19 protein-coding genes are annotated in these 18,877 nt (G+C 33.8%); 1 reads left to right on the top strand and 18 read right to left on the bottom strand.

Annotated elements, in window-relative coordinates; genetic code table 11:
• Positions 1-373: 373 nt before the first annotated feature.
• The 4 genes from ACFQU5_RS13780 to ACFQU5_RS13765 form a co-directional block, all read right to left on the bottom strand.
• Positions 374-1,390, bottom strand: a complete 1,017-nt coding sequence (locus ACFQU5_RS13780) for a WxL protein peptidoglycan domain-containing protein (RefSeq protein ID WP_390288685.1) — start codon at positions 1,388-1,390, stop codon at positions 374-376.
• Complete coding sequence (locus ACFQU5_RS13775) at positions 1,390-2,148, bottom strand: WxL domain-containing protein (protein ID WP_390288683.1); 759 nt, start codon at positions 2,146-2,148, stop codon at positions 1,390-1,392. Before ACFQU5_RS13775 ends, ACFQU5_RS13780 begins: the two co-directional genes overlap by 1 nt.
• A gap of 444 nt (positions 2,149-2,592) precedes the next feature.
• The gene (locus ACFQU5_RS13770; protein WP_390288681.1) at positions 2,593-3,147 is read right to left on the bottom strand and encodes a GrpB family protein; all 555 of its coding nucleotides are present in this window, start codon (positions 3,145-3,147) and stop codon (positions 2,593-2,595) included.
• Between the two features lie 486 nt (positions 3,148-3,633).
• Positions 3,634-4,197: a diguanylate cyclase domain-containing protein gene (locus ACFQU5_RS13765; protein WP_390288679.1), complete on the bottom strand. Its 564-nt coding sequence runs from the start codon at positions 4,195-4,197 to the stop codon at positions 3,634-3,636.
• Positions 4,198-4,444: 247 nt separating this feature from the next.
• Here ACFQU5_RS13765 and ACFQU5_RS13760 point away from each other — a divergent pair, with 247 nt between their 5' ends.
• Positions 4,445-4,873: a HEAT repeat domain-containing protein gene (locus ACFQU5_RS13760; protein WP_390288677.1), complete on the top strand. Its 429-nt coding sequence runs from the start codon at positions 4,445-4,447 to the stop codon at positions 4,871-4,873.
• A gap of 183 nt (positions 4,874-5,056) precedes the next feature.
• On the opposite strand, the gene ACFQU5_RS13755 is transcribed toward ACFQU5_RS13760, so the two are convergent.
• The 14 genes from ACFQU5_RS13755 to ACFQU5_RS13690 all read right to left on the bottom strand — a co-directional run bounded on the left by ACFQU5_RS13755 (position 5,057) and on the right by ACFQU5_RS13690 (position 18,551).
• Complete coding sequence (locus ACFQU5_RS13755; RefSeq protein WP_390288675.1) at positions 5,057-5,377, bottom strand: STAS domain-containing protein; 321 nt, start codon at positions 5,375-5,377, stop codon at positions 5,057-5,059.
• A gap of 1 nt (position 5,378) precedes the next feature.
• Entirely contained in the window at positions 5,379-7,433 is a 2,055-nt protein-coding gene (locus tag ACFQU5_RS13750; protein WP_390288673.1) for a flagellar assembly protein A, read from the bottom strand.
• Positions 7,434-7,454: 21 nt separating this feature from the next.
• Entirely contained in the window at positions 7,455-8,288 is an 834-nt protein-coding gene (locus tag ACFQU5_RS13745; protein ID WP_390288671.1) for a PP2C family protein-serine/threonine phosphatase, read from the bottom strand.
• Complete coding sequence (locus tag ACFQU5_RS13740; RefSeq protein ID WP_390288669.1) at positions 8,288-8,602, bottom strand: STAS domain-containing protein; 315 nt, start codon at positions 8,600-8,602, stop codon at positions 8,288-8,290. Before ACFQU5_RS13740 ends, ACFQU5_RS13745 begins: the two co-directional genes overlap by 1 nt.
• Before the next feature lie 11 nt (positions 8,603-8,613).
• Positions 8,614-10,215 (bottom strand): methyl-accepting chemotaxis protein, encoded by a 1,602-nt coding sequence (locus tag ACFQU5_RS13735; RefSeq protein WP_390288667.1) that lies wholly within the window; start codon positions 10,213-10,215, stop codon positions 8,614-8,616.
• Positions 10,187-11,662: a class I adenylate-forming enzyme family protein gene (locus tag ACFQU5_RS13730; RefSeq protein ID WP_390288665.1), complete on the bottom strand. Its 1,476-nt coding sequence runs from the start codon at positions 11,660-11,662 to the stop codon at positions 10,187-10,189. The genes ACFQU5_RS13735 and ACFQU5_RS13730 overlap by 29 nt, the downstream gene beginning before the upstream one ends.
• Positions 11,659-11,898: an acyl carrier protein gene (locus ACFQU5_RS13725; protein WP_390288663.1), complete on the bottom strand. Its 240-nt coding sequence runs from the start codon at positions 11,896-11,898 to the stop codon at positions 11,659-11,661. Before ACFQU5_RS13725 ends, ACFQU5_RS13730 begins: the two co-directional genes overlap by 4 nt.
• Complete coding sequence (locus ACFQU5_RS13720) at positions 11,888-12,976, bottom strand: serine aminopeptidase domain-containing protein (RefSeq protein WP_390288661.1); 1,089 nt, start codon at positions 12,974-12,976, stop codon at positions 11,888-11,890. Before ACFQU5_RS13720 ends, ACFQU5_RS13725 begins: the two co-directional genes overlap by 11 nt.
• Positions 12,960-13,907, bottom strand: a complete 948-nt coding sequence (locus tag ACFQU5_RS13715; protein ID WP_390288659.1) for an ATP-binding protein — start codon at positions 13,905-13,907, stop codon at positions 12,960-12,962. Before ACFQU5_RS13715 ends, ACFQU5_RS13720 begins: the two co-directional genes overlap by 17 nt.
• Positions 13,908-13,925: 18 nt before the next feature.
• Positions 13,926-14,657 (bottom strand): SDR family oxidoreductase, encoded by a 732-nt coding sequence (locus tag ACFQU5_RS13710; protein ID WP_390288657.1) that lies wholly within the window; start codon positions 14,655-14,657, stop codon positions 13,926-13,928.
• On the bottom strand, positions 14,647-15,471 hold the full coding sequence (locus tag ACFQU5_RS13705) for a 6-carboxytetrahydropterin synthase (RefSeq protein ID WP_390288655.1): 825 nt from the start codon (positions 15,469-15,471) through the stop codon (positions 14,647-14,649). The genes ACFQU5_RS13710 and ACFQU5_RS13705 overlap by 11 nt, the downstream gene beginning before the upstream one ends.
• Positions 15,472-15,489: 18 nt before the next feature.
• On the bottom strand, positions 15,490-16,092 hold the full coding sequence (gene folE / locus ACFQU5_RS13700; protein ID WP_390288653.1) for a GTP cyclohydrolase I FolE: 603 nt from the start codon (positions 16,090-16,092) through the stop codon (positions 15,490-15,492).
• Between the two features lie 529 nt (positions 16,093-16,621).
• Positions 16,622-18,289 (bottom strand): PAS domain S-box protein, encoded by a 1,668-nt coding sequence (locus ACFQU5_RS13695; RefSeq protein ID WP_390288651.1) that lies wholly within the window; start codon positions 18,287-18,289, stop codon positions 16,622-16,624.
• 37 nt (positions 18,290-18,326) lie between these two features.
• Complete coding sequence (locus ACFQU5_RS13690) at positions 18,327-18,551, bottom strand: hypothetical protein (RefSeq protein ID WP_390288649.1); 225 nt, start codon at positions 18,549-18,551, stop codon at positions 18,327-18,329.
• Positions 18,552-18,877: the final 326 nt, after the last annotated feature.

Genomic DNA, 18,877 nt, shown 5'->3' with positions numbered 1-18,877 from the left:
TCTGATTGCTTTCTCTACAATATTCAATTTACAATTGTCTATATCCTTAATGATCAGTACTTATGGTGTAATCTTATCATTTCCCAGAGGTTTAACCATATGCAGAGCTGTAAGATCACTACATAAAACCGAAGAACTTATTTAGATAATTCCTTTGCTCCAATTAAACATAATTGTGCTTGGCAAATAAATGATAGTAGAACAAAAAAGTCAGCACTAGATTTTGCTGACTTCATATGTCTTATTAAAATTACAATTAATTTGCTGCAGCCCAACTAGACAGTTAAGAGTTTGATTTGTATAATTTCTAAACTTTAGATCATGCAAAAAATGTTCAATTCTATCACTGGTAGAAATAGGTCCTTAACAATTCTTACTTCTTCAACTTCCTTAATAGGCCCATTATAAAAATTAAAACCACAGCACCCACTCCACCGATAAGTGCCCATGTCCAACTCGGCATTCCTTCTTCTTGTATTTCAGCGGTTGCTCCCGGTGCCCGTTCTGCAAATTCTTTCACTGCTTCTTTCTCTAAAGTAATATTTTGTTCGTTTTTTATTACTTTTCCATTAACATCCATCGTTACTGCTAACCGGTACGTTCCTTCTGTTAATGGCTCCGTTCCCAAATTAAAAGGATAACGAATCTCAGTTGTTGGTGCCATTTTAAAGGGACCGAACCCACCCTCACTTACTCTATCTCCTTGTTCGTTTTCTAGAAAGTACGTCCCCTCCACCCCCTCTTGAATACGCTGTGCCTCATTTATCATTGTTAAATAAACTTTTCCGATAATCTGATTGAAGCCGGCTTTACCCAAGGAGAATTTTGGGGGTGGACTCTCACCTACATCCAACTGGATGGCCATGGCATGAGCTATTTCCGTTTTCAATATGAAATTTGCTTCACCTTTTTTAGCAGTTTGTTTCTCGTCCTTGTTGCCCTCAACAATGAATTTCACTGCACCTAAAAATGTCCCGCTCCCTTTGTCTGGAACGGCTATTTCAATTGGTAGTTCCAATGTCTGCTGCGGCTCAAGGATGATGGAGTCTTTCACTTTAAAGAAGTTTTTTGCTTCCAAAGCCCCCTCCAAAAGAGAGGCGTCTTCTGTATTTAATTCTTTTTCGTATAACATACCGCCTTCAGGGTTTGTATAACCGTTGGATGGCTCTATTCTGACGTTCACAGATTCGACAGTTTTATTCACCAACTTCACTTTTACCGTTTGCTGTTCACCAGGGTTAACTGATAAATGAAAGTAACCTTTTACTTCCTCTTTTTGGTTCTCTGGATAGACAGGATGGACTTCAAGTGGTGTATCCTGTGCTAAAATAGTGGATTGTACTCCTACCAGTGAATAAAGAAGGAGGAAAAGGATAATGAAGATTCTCATCAAGGTCCCGAATTAATCGTAACTGAAATTGTAGAAGTATAAGTCCCAGCTTTTACATCTTTTGGTAGAAGTTTCAAATCAAGTGCGTTGGTTGGGAATGTAGTAGTGTACTCTCCCATTCCTCCACCGGCTGGTGCTGAAAGAATCTTTAAGCCTGTTCCTGTATCAATCAAGCCTCCTGCTTTGGCAACCCCGGCAGCATCACTTGCCCCCTCGTCATTTGCTGTAAGGGAAGGAGTTGCCACCGCTAAGGAACCTGTTGGCAAGGTAAGAGGCGTGGCGCCACCTGTTGTAAATTGTGAAGCTTTCATCACCACGTTCCATCCATTCCCTGTACCTGTGGGATCTGTAACCGTAAAGGCATCAATATTAGCAAACGTATTTTGCGTTCTACCATTCAAAACCACAGCTGTAAAACTTCCAACAACTAAACTGCTTACCGATAAATTGGATCCTGTAATCGAAGCATCTGCAGCATGTGCCCTGTTATGATCTGCCCCTAATGCTAGAGGAGCAGCGAGAACCGTAGTCACTAGCAGCGACCCTGCCATAATCTTTATTAAATTGACCTTTGTCTTTGGTAAATTCTTCCTAATGTAATTGATTGCCTGTTGGCTAATACTTTCGTCTTTGTCTTTAACTGAATATCCAAATTCCTGTGAAAATTCGACCAGTGCAAATCTTGGCTTCATGTGTAAGATAACTGTTGTTAATCCACTTCTCTCTTCACGAATTTCGTGTCTTAAGAAAAGTTCCATATTAATCACCTCCTCATTTATTTTGTTGTTTTTCTATAAATACATACATTATTCCATTATATTTACTCTTATAACTCCGTCTAATTCTCGACACACATTCTCTTTAGAAAGCAATCGGTTGGAAAAAAATGTTTCCATCCTATCATGGAATGTTTGGATTGAGTATGCTATCTTCCTAATTTTTTCAGCAGTAGGATACTGAACAATTAAGCGTATGATATAACTCAATAATGTTCAAATTCAATATAAAAAGAACAGATTTGGACATAAAAACGCCCCTAAATATCCAGATTATTTTCCATCTGTCTACTAAAGGGGCGCAATCCACTATTTTCATGCTGAACCTGAACCATTGCAGAAAAAATTCTTAACTATTGAACGTACAAGTATTTTCTTGGTTTAGGAGACTATTTTATATTGTACTTGATTCAAATGAAGCGCCATTTAAATCAAGTACTTTGGCGATTCAGCAAGGATGTTAGTTGAAATGTCTTTCTTTGCTTGTTCGATAATTGTTCTTATAAATGGTTCTTTATTCTTTGTATAATTCGGTCTATCAAACTGAAATTTGGAGGCAAGCGCCTCTTTTAAAGAAGCATATTTCTCGGCCGCTTGAGGGTATAACCTAAGATAATCACGAAATAATATCTTTTCTATCCATTCACTACTATTCCATTCACAGATATGAAGATGCGAAGTACCTTGTCCACATGCGCCCTTTCGAAAAAATCTTCTATCCTTGAACTCTGGTTTTGGAACATATTCATATTCTATATTTCGCAAAGGATTAACTAAGTACGATACTTCACCTAAATCTTGAACACCACACATGATGTCAATTATCGGCTTTGCTTTTAGCCCCTTTATAGAAGTACTCCCAATATGCTCAATTTCAACAACCTTAGCACCTAAAGCTTCAAGAATTTTTCTTTTTTCATCTTCAAATTGTATTTTCCATTCTGGATTATAATCCGATAGTTTAACGATAGATTCCTTCATATTTCCTCCCCTAAAAAGTTAAGATTCTGTTCCTTGCATGAAACAGACTATTATTATTCACGTTATATATATTGGTTGTTTCTGCACGGATCAATATATCTGTTTCATTCATCCCTTCATATCAACTGATCATATATACGATATACATATATTATAATGGCGTTATATGGAAATTAAAAACCACTTTTCATAAAAATGGGAAGAGTGGTTTTTGATTTATTTTAAATCGTTGGATTGGTTATTCAACTGCCCTTTTCGCTACTTCTCTTTCTAGATTTACTTCACCCGCTCCAATCATCTCTTTGCTTTATTGCACTTTTATCCGTTCAAACTACTAGCGAGTAATTCTGCCGCTTTTCCATTATAGAAAAGTCACCCGGCAACTAAATGGGCTCCTATTCAACCGTATCAGCTTCCTGCATTTCAGTATGAATGTCTTTTACCTAATGAATATTTTCGAAATACTTAAATCTCGTTTCTTTGTTTCTAATCATCTTCATAAAGAATACATCGATTATTGATAGATGACTTCGCTTTATACATTGCACGATCTGCATATTCAAGTAACACATTGGCATTCTGGCTATGTTCGGGAAACAAGCTAATCCCTAAACTTGCTCCAATGTGCAGCTGTTTATTTTCAATACAAAAGGGTTTATCGAAAATTCCGTTTATCAGCATTAACTTTCCATCCAACTGATCCGCCTGCTCGATTAACAGAACAAATTCATCCCCGCTAATATGGAATGCATGTATACCATATACCACTAGTGTAGATAACCGGGAAGCGACATCTATCAATAAGGCATCGCCGGTTAAATGACCAAAAGTATCATTGATTTTCTTGAATTTATCTAGATCTATAATTACCACAGCAAGACCAGTATTCTTCTCTCTTGCCATCCTTAAATAACTTTCCATGGACATATGCAGCATACGTCTATTAGGAAGCTTTGTCAGTTCGTGATGGAGAGCTAGATATTTCCATATATCCATTTTTTCTATTTCATTATCTATCAATTCTAAAGGATTAAAATGACCCTTTTCCATTTTGGCCTCCTCCTTCATTTCAAATTAAAACTAAATTTTACAACTTGCTTCTTACAAAACTCTTAAAATAGAATATCAAAGAGTCTTGCGAAGGAGGATTGGCACTGCAGCATTAGGCTTTCTGGGTGCAATAAAAGAACTTTTTTTAAAATCGTATTGCTTCGCATTTTCCACTAAGACAACGTATAATGAAAGGAGCAGAAGAAGAATTTATTTTTCCTCTAGTTTAAAAAAGAGGTGCTATTATTTGAAACAGTTTGAAACAGCATTACCTGAACAGTACGAAGCTTTAAAAAAACAAGCCAATTATACATCTAGCTGGCGCGAGCGTTTAGCCGCAGTCGAAAAGCTTTCGGCTTATCAACATGAGAAAATTATAGATTTATTAAAAAATCGTATGCAACACGATACGGTCTACAAGGTGCAAATAGCTGCCTATGAAGCACTTACGGCGTTTGGCGAGAACATAGAGAAGCCATCACCTGCACGCTTTGATATTATCAAAGGCACAGATAAAATATTTTTGCGTGTGAAAAAGAGCTTACCAAAGGACCACACAGTGGCTGACTTTGCTGATAAGCTAAAACGCATGCGTCTAGATGTCTATGATGCGTATGAAGGCGACAAAGGTGCACAATTTATGAACTGGCTAGAGGAACGTTGGACAAAACTGTAATCCATAATTAGACCATTCTTGGAGTAAAGTCATTCTTTTCCGTATGCGGAGGGAATGGCTTTTTCTTTTCATCCATCCCAATGTTACTTCTCCTTATATTTATATAAATTTCATTTCTAAAAGTAATCCATTATATTTAAAAGATAAATTAAAAAAGCATAGCAAAAGCCATGCTTCAAATTGTTATTTTAGTAAAACAACCTCTTTACCTAAGATTTCATCTAATTGCAATAATGTAAATACTGTTTTTACATCTTCACTTATATTCGTAATAGTAGGATTTCTATCATTTTCTTTTAAATTTGTGATCATCGAAATGAGTAAACCAATTCCAGATGAATCTACAAAGTCTATATTTTGAAAGTTAAGCTCCACTTCCCCAGAACTATTTTGTATTTCAACAATTAATTCTTCTTCAATTATTTCTGTTGCTTCAATATCTAAATCACCCTCTAAATTGACAATCAACCTACCAGGTTCATTTTGTAAAGTAAAATTGAACATTCTATTCCTCCTTCGATACAACTAAAGTACCTTGCTCATCTAATTTAGCATAAATATTTTTAGCCTTATTAAATAAAATATGAGATTGTCCTCCAACTTGAATTGTTGTATTTTCTGATGCATTTTTTATCTTGATATAACCTTTTTTCGAAACAGCAATTTTTACATAGGATCCTGTTCTGTAACCAACTTCATTTATCGTTACACTATCTTCTCCGTAGATTTCTCCACCACGAACAAACCCTTTAATGACAATATTCTTTCGAGCAAATAGATTTGAACTATATACCCCTGGACCTGATATTAATATATCACCGTTTGAATAGATTTCACTATTCTGTACAAAATCAGCCTTAATAAAAGGAGAATCATCCTTGTTTTTACTTTCAACCGATAAATAGAGATCTTTTGCTTCATTTGCGATATTTGCAATATCCTCTTCGCTCTTCAATGTTGAAATATGAAAATTTGCAAACTCTCTATAAAGTTTTTCTGCAAATTCTTTCCACTCGATTTCTAGTTCTGCATGTTCTTTAACTTTTTTCACATACTCATTTACAAGAAGAGGTATATCTTTAAATTTACTATCACAAAGTATTTTTACAAGAGGTGCAAGGCCGGTCACTTTAAGTGAATTTACTTTAAAGGCAGATACTTGAGTTAATTGGATAATTGCTGCATTCATATTATTTAGTGCATCAGATAGTCGCATTAAAATATTTGAAAGCTCTAGTTTTATTAAACTTCCATTACCTGCTGTTAGTTGACTTGCAATAACATTTTTGTTTGCAATAATCGATTTACCAGACAACACTTTCGCTCGATATACATTTCCATCTATTTGGATGTTTCCTTTTGCTTCTACTTTCATACCATCCTGAACCGATGCCTTTATATCTACTGCCCCTAAATAATTCACATTGCCTGTTTCAATAGTTACATCTTGATAGAGTACTAATTTAGGAATGACAGTAACGGTTGCTAATAGACCACTAATCTTGACTTCTGGACACCCGGACTCTGTTGATACTACCTTTAAATCATCTACAAGAAGGACACCCTTTCCAGCCTTAATTTTGAGAGGATATACTTTCATAGGTTCAATAATTTCACCCATTACAGTCATACCAGCCTTTCCTTCTTCGGGTGGAATGACCTCACCGATTATTTGGCCAAAATTAACTGATGGAAACTCTCTAAAATCTCTGAAATCTATCGAACCATCTTCTCGTTCTTTCAACTGTTTTTTTACTTCAACATTATTATAAAGCTGAAAATAACCATCCTTTCCTTTTGTTGGAGAAGTACCTTCAGCTATCAGGAAAGTTCCATCCACACCAGACGAACAGGAGGAATTAATGACCGCATAGTCTATTCCATGTACAATGCCTTGGTCTTGTAGTTTGAGGATTACATCATTGGGTTCAATATAGATAGGTTTACATACTTCAGTCGTTTTAATGTGAATAAGCGGCTCAGGTTCTTGATCTTTTAATGTACGAGCTATTGATAGACCTGATTTTAGTTCTAAAAATACCTGTAATTTGTCAGCACTTATTTTAATTTCCCATATAGGTAATACTTCTTCATTTACAAGTTCAATTTCAATTTCATCCTCTTCACAAATTACTTCCGTTGAGGTAATTAAGTTTCCATTTTTATAAATTTGAACCCCTTCTGATGGTTTAATTAAAGGATACTTATCTTCCGCATCTTTACAAAAAATTTTTCCATCCAGCACCCAGGCTTTACCACTTAAATCGTCTTGTTTAAGACTATCTTGTGATTTTTTTAAAGGATTAGATTGTTGATAATCATCAATATCAATTGTTGAAATGCAATCTTCGATTGCTTGTGGTTCATCTTCATTATTAGCATTTGAATCTTTCACCTTGACCTTTACTACAGCTGGCTTAGATTTAATACCTAAAAAACCTTTTTCCCCGTTTTCGATGATTTCTACTTCTACTTCAGTTAACTGTTTACCTAACAGGGATAACGCTAAGTCCAATGCTTCTTTTGAATTTTTCCCTTTAGAAGTTATCGATTGCCCCATACATTCCATTCCTCCCCTCTTCTAGACTAGTGGACTATTGTAACTAGATATATCTGTACTCTCCTTACCAATTTTCAATAAAACCATTGTTATATCGTCTTTTTGGGGTAACCCTTCAGTATATTGGTTTAGATCCTTGATAACACATTGTTCTATTTCTTCTACATTCTTTGCTACTACAGACTTTAATAATGCATTTAGCCGTTCTACTTTATACATTTCGTTATCTGTATTTACGGCTTCTATGATTCCATCTGTATAAATGAAAACCAAATCCCCTTCGGTCAAAGTAACACTTTCTTCTTTATATATCTGGTTGGGTAACCCGCCTAGCATTATCCCTTTTACAGTAGGGATTACAACATTTTGTTTATCTTCTCTGATTACCTCTGGTAGAGAATGACCAGCACTAGAATAAGAAAGCGTTCCTAAAATTGGATCCCAGTCAGCACAAAATACTGTTACAAACGAGTTAAGCTTTCTCAGATCTGAATAAAGTGCATTATTCATAGCCGTTAAAGTGTCTCCTGGTCCTCTAGTAGATTCAGCTGCTGTACGGAATGCCCCCCTTGTTAGAATCATTAGCATTGCTGCGGGTATTCCTTTCCCCATCACATCACCAATTACTATTCGGAGCTTGCCATTAGGCAATGGATAAAAATCAAAATAGTCTCCACCTATTAATCTTGCGGGAATCGATATCCCTGATACCTCATCGTTTTCCAATTTTGGTTTTTCGCCATTTAATAATACAGTTTGAATATTTTTCGCTAAGTTAATCTCTCGTTCTAGTGTTTTATTTCTAGTTGCAACTAGATCATGTGATTGGCTCATTTCACGTTTATACACGCTCATCACCCCTCACCTAATAATGACTTTTTAATTTCAAATACCCCGATTGTATCAAATAATTGTTTTGTATCGTCAGACATCCCGACAAAATTTACTTTTGCATTTAAATTGCTTGCTGAATGCAATATGGACAATATTGCTCCAATACCTGTAGAGTCGATAAAGTCTAACTCTGAAAAGTCTACTTCCAATTCTGTGACAGACTCTTTCGTTTTATTAAAAAAATCAAATGTGTCTACTGTGGAGTAATCAAGAACGCCATTCAATTTAAATACTTGCTTTGTATCAACTACAAAACTATCTACGTTTAAAAGCATGAGACCCACTCCTATTTAAGTTTAAACTGATACATATTTCCAAATAATTTACTAGAAATTTCAGATAACTCTACCGATTGATCTTGCAGCGACTTCATAAGATCAGAAAGAGTGATAGTGATCTCTGTTGCAGAAGCTGCACGATTACTAGAGATTGTTCTAACCTCTCCAATTCTAGTCAAAATTGTATCGATTTCATCTGTTCTTGGTAATTTACTTAATTTTTCTTCCAACATTTCTAAGAAGTCATTGATTTCAAAGGCATCTTCCCTTGCTTTTGAGGTTAAATCCAGCGAAATGGCATATACTTTTTCTACTGATTCATCGGCTTCAGCTTTTAAATCAAGAGAAAGAGTTTGAACCTTTTCTGCTTGTTTAGTAGTATCTTTCAGAACATTACTTAAAGTAGTAGTCATTTTATTTGCACTAGCTGATAGATTTGCTAATTCACCCTTTTCTTTAACTTCACTTTGAGTAGTGAAATCACCAGATTCAAGCTTCTTAATTTGAGAAATAATAACTTGAATATTCTTATAAATATTACTAAAGAACCTAGTAGATAGGATAAATAGTGCGACTAATGAAATTAAACTAAATGCAAGTAAGAATAAAGACATATTTTTTAACGGTGCACTTAAGTGATCATAATCTAGCCCTACATAGATCACTCTTCCATCTTCAGTTGGGATAAACATTTTATAGTATGTATGTTCACCTTGTTTATCAATGTAAGATGTCCTTTTTGGTTTTTCAGCTAAATTAACTAATAATTGATTATCCTTTTCCATTTCGGACTCAAATTCACCATATTCAATTTTCTTGTAAGGTGATGTTGGATCGTTCATTAAAGCTGGATTGGCATAAACCTGTGGACTTAATACCGCCATCTCTACTACATTTTTATTTGACTCTAACACAGTTTCAATCCATGTATTGGGCCCAACTTCTTGAGTAAAATGATATACCTCATTTGCTTCAATAAAAGGATTTAATATATAGTCTTTATCATCTGCTATATAATAGCCATACTTAAAAAATGTAGGAGTTACACTGTTCGAACCTGATGGAGCAATAGGTAGAACAACTGTATTCTCATCTATATAGGTTTCATATGTTTGAACCATCTCTTTTCGATGAAGTAAATTATATAATGATTGATAACCGGGTGATTGTTCTCCAAGAAGTTGCTTGAAACTAAAACCAATATCCGTAGGAGAAGTAGATTTAACCCCTAATATATCATCATTCTTTTCTTTAAATAGTGTGATACCTGCAATTCCAAACTCTTTACTGATTGCGGATAATTCTTCATTAGTAATTTCTTCTACTTGTCTCTCACCTAATCTTTCACTAATACGTTCTGCAATCAACTTCAATTTTAAATCTAATTGATGTTCAATTGCTTTAGATGCTGCATTCGTAGCTTGTAAACCTTGTTCAATACTTGTACTTACCTTAAATGACTCCATTTCTACATTTGATTGAACCTGTTTACTCAAATAAATATATTGGATTACACCTGAAAAACTTAACACAATGATAAGTACTATAAGCATCCTTGTAACAAATTGTTTTTGTAGCGTACTATTCTTTTCTTTCAGTATCTTTTCCATTAAGGTCTCCTATTAATTGCGCTTTTAATTTTAACTTATCTACTTTCACTTGATTTAATGGTAATTCATCTAAAAATATTATTTTGTCGGGTATTTTATATGAAGAAATTTTCTTTGTACAATAAGTACGAATATCAGCGGACGTTAACTCATCCGCAACTACGAAAGCTACTATTTGTTCACCAAAGACGCTGTGTGGTGCCCCAACTACTGCGACCCCTTGTACGCCTTCAATTCTAGAGATAATTTGTTCTACCTCACTGGAAACCACCTGTTGTCCACCCTTTTTGATAATATCCTTTTTTCTACCTACGATTTTAAAGACGTTATCATTTAAAAATTCAACCAAATCCCCTGTTTTATACCATCCATTTTCATAAACTTCTTTTGTTAATATTGAATTATTTAAATATTCAGTAAACATAGCGCCCGTTTTTACATATAACTCATCATCAACTGATTTCGCTTCTACCTTGTCAATTAATGTATATTCTAACTCTATAGAATCATTCTCAAGAAAAACATTACCGATAGCACCCGTTTCTGAACTACCAAAATGGGAAATAAATTTGCAATCTTCCATTAAGGGAAAAGATTTAACGAAATAATCTGGGATCTTTTCACCTACAAAGCAGACTAGCTCTATCTTTTTTAACATTTCCGGATTTAGTTTACTTGCGAAATTGTATATTGCCTTAAAAATAGAAGGTGTAGTTAGTACCTTATTACACTCTGATTCTTTCATAAGGTTTATTATTTTGACTAAATCAAACTCATTAGATACTATTAGATTTGCTTTCCCCTTTAAAACGGTACTCATAGAAACTATTCCTAATACTGTACTAGTAGATGCATATATGAAAGTATTGTCATTACTTTTCAAATTCATGGCTTTAGTCAATTGATTATATGAATAATCCATGACCGTATTCTTAAAAACCATTCCTTTAGGTGTTCCTGTACTACCTGAAGTGAAACAGATAAATCCCCCAATATTTTCCTCTAATTGCTTTGAGTGCCCATTAAATTTTTCTGCCTTCCAATCTACACAATTGTCGGAAGTAAAGACTAGTGCTTCACTGTTGATCTCCTTTGCCCAAGACATTATTATATCCGAAAAAGAAAACCCATTATGTTCTGTTATAGTAAAAACAATATGTGGATCAAGAAAATTAATTACATTTTTCAAATCTTCAGTTCTAAATTGCCAACTCAATGGCGCAACAGTTCCATCTAGTTTATTAATCGCTAGGAAAAGCGGCAAAAACTCCTGAATTGGAGGAACTAACAAGGCTATTCTTTTACCCTTTATGTTGAGTGGAGTTAGCATACCTTCATACTTAGAAACAGCATCCTGCAAATTACCTGCAGTTAAACTATTATCTAAAGTAGTTAAACTGACGATATCTCTATCTAAAATCTCCAGAATATTCTCATATATATTCATCTAGATGCCCCCTCATTAACAATCTCATATAAACCACCTACAGTTTCTAACTTACCGGCATTTACAATAAATAAATTAAACGGTGTTTGATAATGATCAGCTAAACTTGATGTTAAATTCACCATTTGAAGTGAATCTACATCGAGATCATCTCTAAGACTTGTCGTCTCTGATACCTTTACAGCTTCTCTTTCTAAAAGGCTAAACATAGTTTCACAAAATTTATTAAATGTCATGTATATTTCCTCCTTTAAACCATTCAGATACTCGTCGGCGAATCTCTGGGAGTTTGAAATTACAACAATGCCCTTCTTCATCATACGTAAGGAAACGTTTCTCTTGTGCAAATCTATTAAATAGTTCTAGCAATTCATCTTTATTTACTAATAAATCCTTCCCCCCATGAAACATCAAAATATTATCTATTTCTTCTACAGTTTCAAATAGAGGTAGGCAGTCCTCTTTAATATCAACTAACATATTACTCATACGAACTATAAAATAATCTGGGAGTTTGATAGTAGATTTACTTTTAGGCGGCGGACTTACTACTGCTGTTTTGGACACTAGCGAGTTTTTACTTGCTTCGATTGCCCATGCCCCACCAGAACTTGTACCAAATAGATTGATTGAAAGATCTGGAAAATTTTGATAAGCAAATTCTATTATCCCTTGAGTGAACTGTTCAAATGACTTTATATCTGCCTTATGCCCATGAATAAGTAATGTTTCCCCTTGACCTGTCCCATCAAAACTTATGACGACGAACCCTTTCTTTGCAAAGTCTTGTTCATATAAGAAGAATTCCTCTTTTGTCGAATCAATTGGAATAACAAGTATGACTAATCCTAAAAGTGTTCCTTTTGGTATTCGTACACGACCAACATACTTCTTACCACAAATTGATAGAGTATGATGATTAATTGTATCCTCAGAAACTTGATCAGCAAGATGAGTCTGTTTGACACATCGCTTATACCAATCTATTCTTTCTCTACTAGGCTCTGGGAATACCCATTGAGCAAGGTTATAATAGATAGCCGCCTTACGATAATTATGTTCCGCTTGGAAAAAATCATTTCTTTCTTCAAATCTTCCTGCAACCTTTGTATACTCTAAGGCTTTACCAGCTAATGTTTCTGTCCAACCTTTTAAAGAAATCATCTTAGACTTATTTTCTTTGATAAACTCTTCATCGATGCCATGGACAATCCAACGATGCCAAAATCCGTTGTCCATCACACTTGCAAAAATTGTTTTCTCAATGACCACATCGGTAGACATTTTACTATACTGATTATTTGTATTTACCATTATCTTCACCTTCATTATCTTCGAAAATTAGAACAACTGCGGTACCACTTGAAGATGTTTTTACAAGGACACGAGTTGTTAGTTTTATCATCAATGTAAATCCTTGGCCTAATGACTTCTTTGTTGAATACCCTGCCATTAAAGCGGTATAGGGTAGTATCTTTAGTGGAATTCCTGTTCCATTATCTTCTATTAAAATGTTTAGAGTCGTATCCCTTTTTGAAATTAAGATTCTTCCATCTTTAGCATGTTTCAACACATTAGTAATAGCCTCTGAAATTAACAACGTACAACTAGCAATCTTACTGGAAGGGATATCCTCTTCAATTAATTTTTTTTTAGCGTTATTCCTTACAATTGGTATATCCGCCTTCACCGTGAATGTTTCATTAAAAATGATTCCATTATTCTTATAAGGGATTAAGTCCTCTTCCTTTACCAGCAGAAATTTCCTATTACTGGCTGCATGGAGTACATCTCTATAGATTTCCCACTCTTTGTCATCAACGATTATTTCTCTTTTGTCTAAGGCCTTTTTATTAAAATAAATATGTTCATCAGACTTTACTTGCTCATAAACATCTAATAGATGTTTATGGTAGTTAGCTCCCAAAATCATCGCTCTTATATTTAAGTAAACATCTTCACCGTTTTCTATCCAAGAAACGAGGCAATCTGCGAGATATAATAGATAATCCTCCGGTTTTTCTAAATCTAATTTTTTTAGATCCTTATCTAAAGCAATTGTAATTAGTTTACCGCTATTACAGCTCTCTACATCCACGAGCTGACCTAACCTATTAGCAATCCAACCAACTACAGATATTCTTTGATGTTGATCTAAGGAGTTTATAGTTAGAGGAATTGGGGATACACTATTATTTTCTTGTTTATCTTTACCCCCTAATAATCTACTAAATAGTGGATTCATTCACCTTCCACTCCTTAATTAAAGTACCCCCAAAGGCGGTGTAATAGTTATTTCGTCAACTACAGCTCCATCAGGTTGGCTTAAGATTGAAACAATGTTCATGGCAATAGTTTCTGATGGTATCATCTTTGATCTATCTGGGTAATTATCAATGTGATCCCAAAATGCTGTGTTTGTAGCACCAGGAAGAATGGATGTTACATAAACACCTTGCTTCCTTAACTCTAACTGCATCACCTTCGTTAATCCGAGAAGACCAAATTTGGATGCAGAATAGCCTGCATTTCCTGCAAGAACTGTATTTCCTGCAATCGAATTAATATTAATAATTTGTCCGCTTTTATTTTCAACCATATGTTGCGCGAAATACCTTGAAGTTAAAAATGATCCTCTTAAATTAACCGAAATCATTCGATCAAATTCTTCTGTTGTGGTCTCTAAAAATGAGTTAAATGAACCATATCCAGCACAGTTTATCAGTGCCTCGATTTTTCCTAGTTTTGTTATACCCAGATTTAGAAACTCAATAATAGAATTTTCTTCTTCTACATTTAGATGTTGATATATAACTTTGACAGAATTATCAGATAATATAGATGTTAGCTCTCGTAATTCATTTTCATTTCTGGCACCTATTAAGAGATTTGCACCTAGTGAAGATAGAAGTGTAGCGGTCGCTCTACCAATTCCCTTAGTAGCTCCAGTAATAGCAATATTTTTCCCTGTCAAACTGTTCGAATTATTTGACATATTCGTCTTCACCTAAGTATTCAAAATAATTTTTTTCCGTTTCCCATATACCGACTTTATGTAAATTTGGAATATGCCGTTTTAATAAGTTATAAAACACCATGGCTACAACTTCTGATGTAGGGTTTAATTCTTTAAATTCTTCGGTATCTAAATTCAGATTCATATGGTCGAACTTTTCCATAATTTCACGCTCTACAATTTCATCAAGTTCTACTAAATTAATAATCATTCCAGTATCTTTTGATGGGTCACCTTTCACTTGAACATCTACGTAATAATTGTGGCCGTGTCCATTTGGATTATTGCATTTTCCAAATAGTTTAAGATTCTCTTCATCAGTTAAATGAATACTATGAAGTCTATGAGCAGCACACAAATGGTACTGTCTTGTTAAGTAAGTCATATTGCTATTCTTCCTTTCAGCACTTAAATAATGATTTTCATGCAGTCGTAATCGGTAAAGCTCACAACCCTCAAATTTATTTTCAAGGGATGCCCAGATATAATTCACTAAATTCTCTGTTGTTGGAATATTTTTAATAAAGTTGGGATGTTCTCTGTCTAAGAACTTTCCATCAAGTTCTTCTTCTAAAAAGTCGTTCACAATCCGTTTAATGTCCGTTGTGTTTACAACGATTCCCGATTTAATATCTAATTTTCCTCTTACCATAACTTCAAGCTTGTAGTCATGACCATGGCCATTTGGGTTATTGCATTTTCTAAAAACAGCTTTGTTGCGTTCTTTACTCCATGCTGGATTGTTATAAGTATGAGTGGCTGAAAAGTCTACTCTTCTTGATAAATAAAGCATTCGAACTCCCTCTTTCATCTAGTCTCTAGAAATTGATCTTTCAAACTCTTCACACAAGGATACATCTTTGGCAAATAACCCCTTTTTAATTGTTGTAACAGTTTTCGTTCCAGGTTTTTTTATGCCTCTTGCACACATACAGAGATGCTCAGCTTCTAGTGTGACAATTACTCCTTTAGGCTGCAGCACAGTTTCAATAGCATTGGCAATTTGTGTAGTCATTCGTTCTTGTACTTGTGGACGTTGGGCTGTTAACTCTACTAATCTGGCAAATTTTGATAAACCTACTACACGTCCATTAGGAATATAGCCAATATGTGCTCTTCCGAAGAAAGGAATTATATGATGTTCACAGAACGTGTAAAATGTAATTTCTTTAACTGTCACAATTCCATCATAGTCTTCAGCAAATGTTGTTGTTAGTGCAGTTTCAGGATCAATCCCAATTCCTTGAAATACTTCTCGATACATTTTCGCCACGCGTTTTGGTGTATCCAGAATTCCTTCGCGTGTTACATCTTCTCCTAATTCCAAAAGAATTGTACGCATGGCCTCTTCTATATTTTGATTTTTTACTTGATTGTTATCTACTTCTCTTTGAATTACTACTGTATTTTTCATGGCAGTTATTTCCCCCAATCATCATTAATTCTCAATTATTCAATTTACACCCTAATACTTTTGACTCTAAATTCCATAAAAACAAATAAGGTAAAAGTAATAGATAGAGAGGAAAAAAAATAGGCTTCCTCCCCTCTTATAGACCGAAAAAATATATCTAACATACTTCTTGTGATTATTTTATTTCATAATTGATATTGATTATTTTTTAAACTATCATAATTAATTCTTTTAAAACCTTAAAGAAGATAAAATTCACTTTACCTGGAGGGTTAAGTTAAGTTAAGTTAAATTTTCCCTTCAATTACAATTAATAACTCTAATATTTCTTTATAAAGGGCTAATTCTTCAGAACTTATGTCATTAATATTCTGAATTATATAATTTATCAAGTTATTCTTCAGAAAAATTATTTTATCTAATCGGTCTATACCATTTACATCTTCCATATAGTAAAAACTGTTTCGTATTTTTTTAGACACCTCACCATCTCCCTTATGAAATACTGTCCTGGGATATTTAAATTGATTTAAGCGTTATCGTATAAAATAAATGTATTCCGACCACAAGCTTTTGCTTTATATAAAGCAATATCAGCTTCTTTCATTAATGATGATTTAGTGAAGCTATCTGAAATTGACGCCAATGCAACTCCCATACTTGTTGTAACACTTAATACTACTCCATTAATCTCCCATGGATGCTGCATTTCTTTTTTTACTTTTTCAGCTAGTCTAATTGCATTTTCAGCATTCTGAATGCTAGGTAATAGAATTATAAATTCATCTCCACCTAATCTTGCTACAGTGTCAGAATCACGAACTGATTGTTTAATTCGACGTCCAAACTCTTTAATTACCATATCTCCTATATCATGACCATATATATCATTAATCATTTTAAAATGGTCAATATCCAAAGTAATGATAGCTAAACCATCATTATTTTCTAAGTAATACTCTTTGGCTATATGAAATTTTTCATTAAAAAGAAGGCGATTGGGGAGATTTGTTAAAGAATCGTGATAAGCAAAATATTTAAGATTGGATTCATATTCCTTCCTTAACGTTATATCTCTCGTAAGAACTACTAAGTACTGAAACTTATTTTTATGATTAAATACAGGTTTACCAATTGATTCAAACCATAATATTTCTTCTTTCGAATTTTTTTGTCTAAATTCAATTTTGAATGGTTCACCTGACTGAATTGTTTTTCCGAAGATTTCCAACACTTTTCCTGAATCATCGGGATGAATATTGTGTATAAAGTGCTTGCCAACATATTCTTTATGATCATAGCCCAATATAATTTTATATGAAGGAGAAACATAAGTAATTTCACCTTTCTTATTAACAAGCGTAATTAGATCGTGGGCATTTTCTGCAATAATTCGGAAACGCTTTTCACTCTGTTCTAACTGCTCCATATTCTTTTTCATCTCAGTAATGTCTTTAAAAATACCAAATAATCCTATAACCTCACCTTCTAGTATTAATGGAACTATTTTTAAATTAATTGTTAAGATGTCCCCATCTTTATTTTTTAGTAGATATTCTCCACTAGTTGTAATACCTGCCGATGTTTTAATAATTGACGTTTTAAGTAGGGTTTTATGACCGTATATGAGATCTTTAAAAGATTTACCGATTAATTCCATTAATTGAAAGCCAATAATACTCTCAACAACTAAATTTCCATTCGTAATAAATCCTTTTTTATCAAAGGTAAGAATACCATCTGGATTATGAGTAAATAATGATTGGTAGCGTTCATTGCTCTCAGCAATCTTGTCCACCATTTCTTTCACAAAAGATAGAGCTGCCTTTTCTTCAGTAATATCTCTGACAACAGATACAATTCGTATGCATGAGCCACTTTCATCAAAAATAGGTGTAAGCTTTACTTGAGCATAATGCTTTTTTTCTTCAAGATTTTCTATTTTTTCGTAAGAATCCTCGTAAGTAATAATTTCTCCTTTTAATACTACTTCTTGGTACTTTTTTGTAAGAAATCGTGCCATATCTTTTGGGAATAAATCGCTGAAAGTTAAACCGGTTACATTTTTATTAATACCTAAATTTTGCAAAGCGCTTCTATTTATAAATTCATATCTAAAATTTTGGTTTTCTACTTTTACAATAAAAACCATATCATCGATTCCATCCATTAATATCTCTCTAAAAGAAAATTCCATATAGTATACCTCCTTACACACGTGCTATTATTTATTATTAAAGTACTTTTGCACCTTCATAAATAATTTCTGTATCTGGTATTTTCTTATTATTTTTGCTATATGAACCTAATCTATTTATTACAGAAGCTAAACGATCCTCTAAAACCCGATTTAATTTTTCAAAACCGAATCCGCTCATCGTTTCATACTCAATCCATTTAATGGACCCTTCAAATTCAAAAGTTTCATTAAGAATTTGACATTTAACTCTAAATTTCATTTGTGTATTTACTGGGAGCTTTAAAGGAGATAATACTCTAACTCCCCTTAAATTGATATTTTGTTATCCGCTATTTCATTTAGAACAATCTCAACATTTTGTATTACTTAATTAGTCCTATGCCAATATCCTAAGTTAGATACTTACTATCTAATTAGGATATGCTCCCCAATTGGACCAAAGTAATTGGTGGATATATTATAGATTTATTATCTTCAATATTTGAACTAATAAACATCACCATCCTTTCCTATTTTTTTGTCTAAGTTTCTTTTAGGTTATGTATTTTAGTAGGAAACACTTCCTATTTTAGCTATTGCCTCTCC

Origin of the sequence: Ureibacillus sp. GCM10028918 (genome assembly GCF_042666115.1) — a bacterium.
In the GTDB taxonomy this organism is placed as follows: Bacteria; Bacillota; Bacilli; order Bacillales_A; family Planococcaceae; genus Ureibacillus.
The sequence above is the reverse complement of the archived record's forward strand: the minus strand, read 5'-3'. Positions and strand labels throughout refer to the sequence as shown.

What these genes read in the sequence shown, in the direction of transcription:
- ACFQU5_RS13780 (WP_390288685.1), bottom strand. Translation starts at nt 1,390, where the DNA reads ATGAGAATCTTCATTATCCTTTTCCTCCTTCTTTATTCACTGGTAGGA.
- ACFQU5_RS13775 (WP_390288683.1), bottom strand. Translation starts at nt 2,148, where the DNA reads ATGGAACTTTTCTTAAGACACGAAATTCGTGAAGAGAGAAGTGGATTA.
- ACFQU5_RS13770 (WP_390288681.1), bottom strand. Translation starts at nt 3,147, where the DNA reads ATGAAGGAATCTATCGTTAAACTATCGGATTATAATCCAGAATGGAAA.
- ACFQU5_RS13765 (WP_390288679.1), bottom strand. Translation starts at nt 4,197, where the DNA reads ATGGAAAAGGGTCATTTTAATCCTTTAGAATTGATAGATAATGAAATA.
- ACFQU5_RS13755 (WP_390288675.1), bottom strand. Translation starts at nt 5,377, where the DNA reads ATGTTCAATTTTACTTTACAAAATGAACCTGGTAGGTTGATTGTCAAT.
- ACFQU5_RS13750 (WP_390288673.1), bottom strand. Translation starts at nt 7,433, where the DNA reads ATGGGGCAATCGATAACTTCTAAAGGGAAAAATTCAAAAGAAGCATTG.
- ACFQU5_RS13745 (WP_390288671.1), bottom strand. Translation starts at nt 8,288, where the DNA reads ATGAGCGTGTATAAACGTGAAATGAGCCAATCACATGATCTAGTTGCA.
- ACFQU5_RS13740 (WP_390288669.1), bottom strand. Translation starts at nt 8,602, where the DNA reads ATGCTTTTAAACGTAGATAGTTTTGTAGTTGATACAAAGCAAGTATTT.
- ACFQU5_RS13735 (WP_390288667.1), bottom strand. Translation starts at nt 10,215, where the DNA reads ATGGAAAAGATACTGAAAGAAAAGAATAGTACGCTACAAAAACAATTT.
- ACFQU5_RS13730 (WP_390288665.1), bottom strand. Translation starts at nt 11,662, where the DNA reads ATGAATATATATGAGAATATTCTGGAGATTTTAGATAGAGATATCGTC.
- ACFQU5_RS13725 (WP_390288663.1), bottom strand. Translation starts at nt 11,898, where the DNA reads ATGACATTTAATAAATTTTGTGAAACTATGTTTAGCCTTTTAGAAAGA.
- ACFQU5_RS13720 (WP_390288661.1), bottom strand. Translation starts at nt 12,976, where the DNA reads ATGGTAAATACAAATAATCAGTATAGTAAAATGTCTACCGATGTGGTC.
- ACFQU5_RS13715 (WP_390288659.1), bottom strand. Translation starts at nt 13,907, where the DNA reads ATGAATCCACTATTTAGTAGATTATTAGGGGGTAAAGATAAACAAGAA.
- ACFQU5_RS13710 (WP_390288657.1), bottom strand. Translation starts at nt 14,657, where the DNA reads ATGTCAAATAATTCGAACAGTTTGACAGGGAAAAATATTGCTATTACT.
- ACFQU5_RS13705 (WP_390288655.1), bottom strand. Translation starts at nt 15,471, where the DNA reads ATGCTTTATTTATCAAGAAGAGTAGACTTTTCAGCCACTCATACTTAT.
- folE (WP_390288653.1), bottom strand. Translation starts at nt 16,092, where the DNA reads ATGAAAAATACAGTAGTAATTCAAAGAGAAGTAGATAACAATCAAGTA.
- ACFQU5_RS13695 (WP_390288651.1), bottom strand. Translation starts at nt 18,289, where the DNA reads ATGGAATTTTCTTTTAGAGAGATATTAATGGATGGAATCGATGATATG.
- ACFQU5_RS13690 (WP_390288649.1), bottom strand. Translation starts at nt 18,551, where the DNA reads ATGAAATTTAGAGTTAAATGTCAAATTCTTAATGAAACTTTTGAATTT.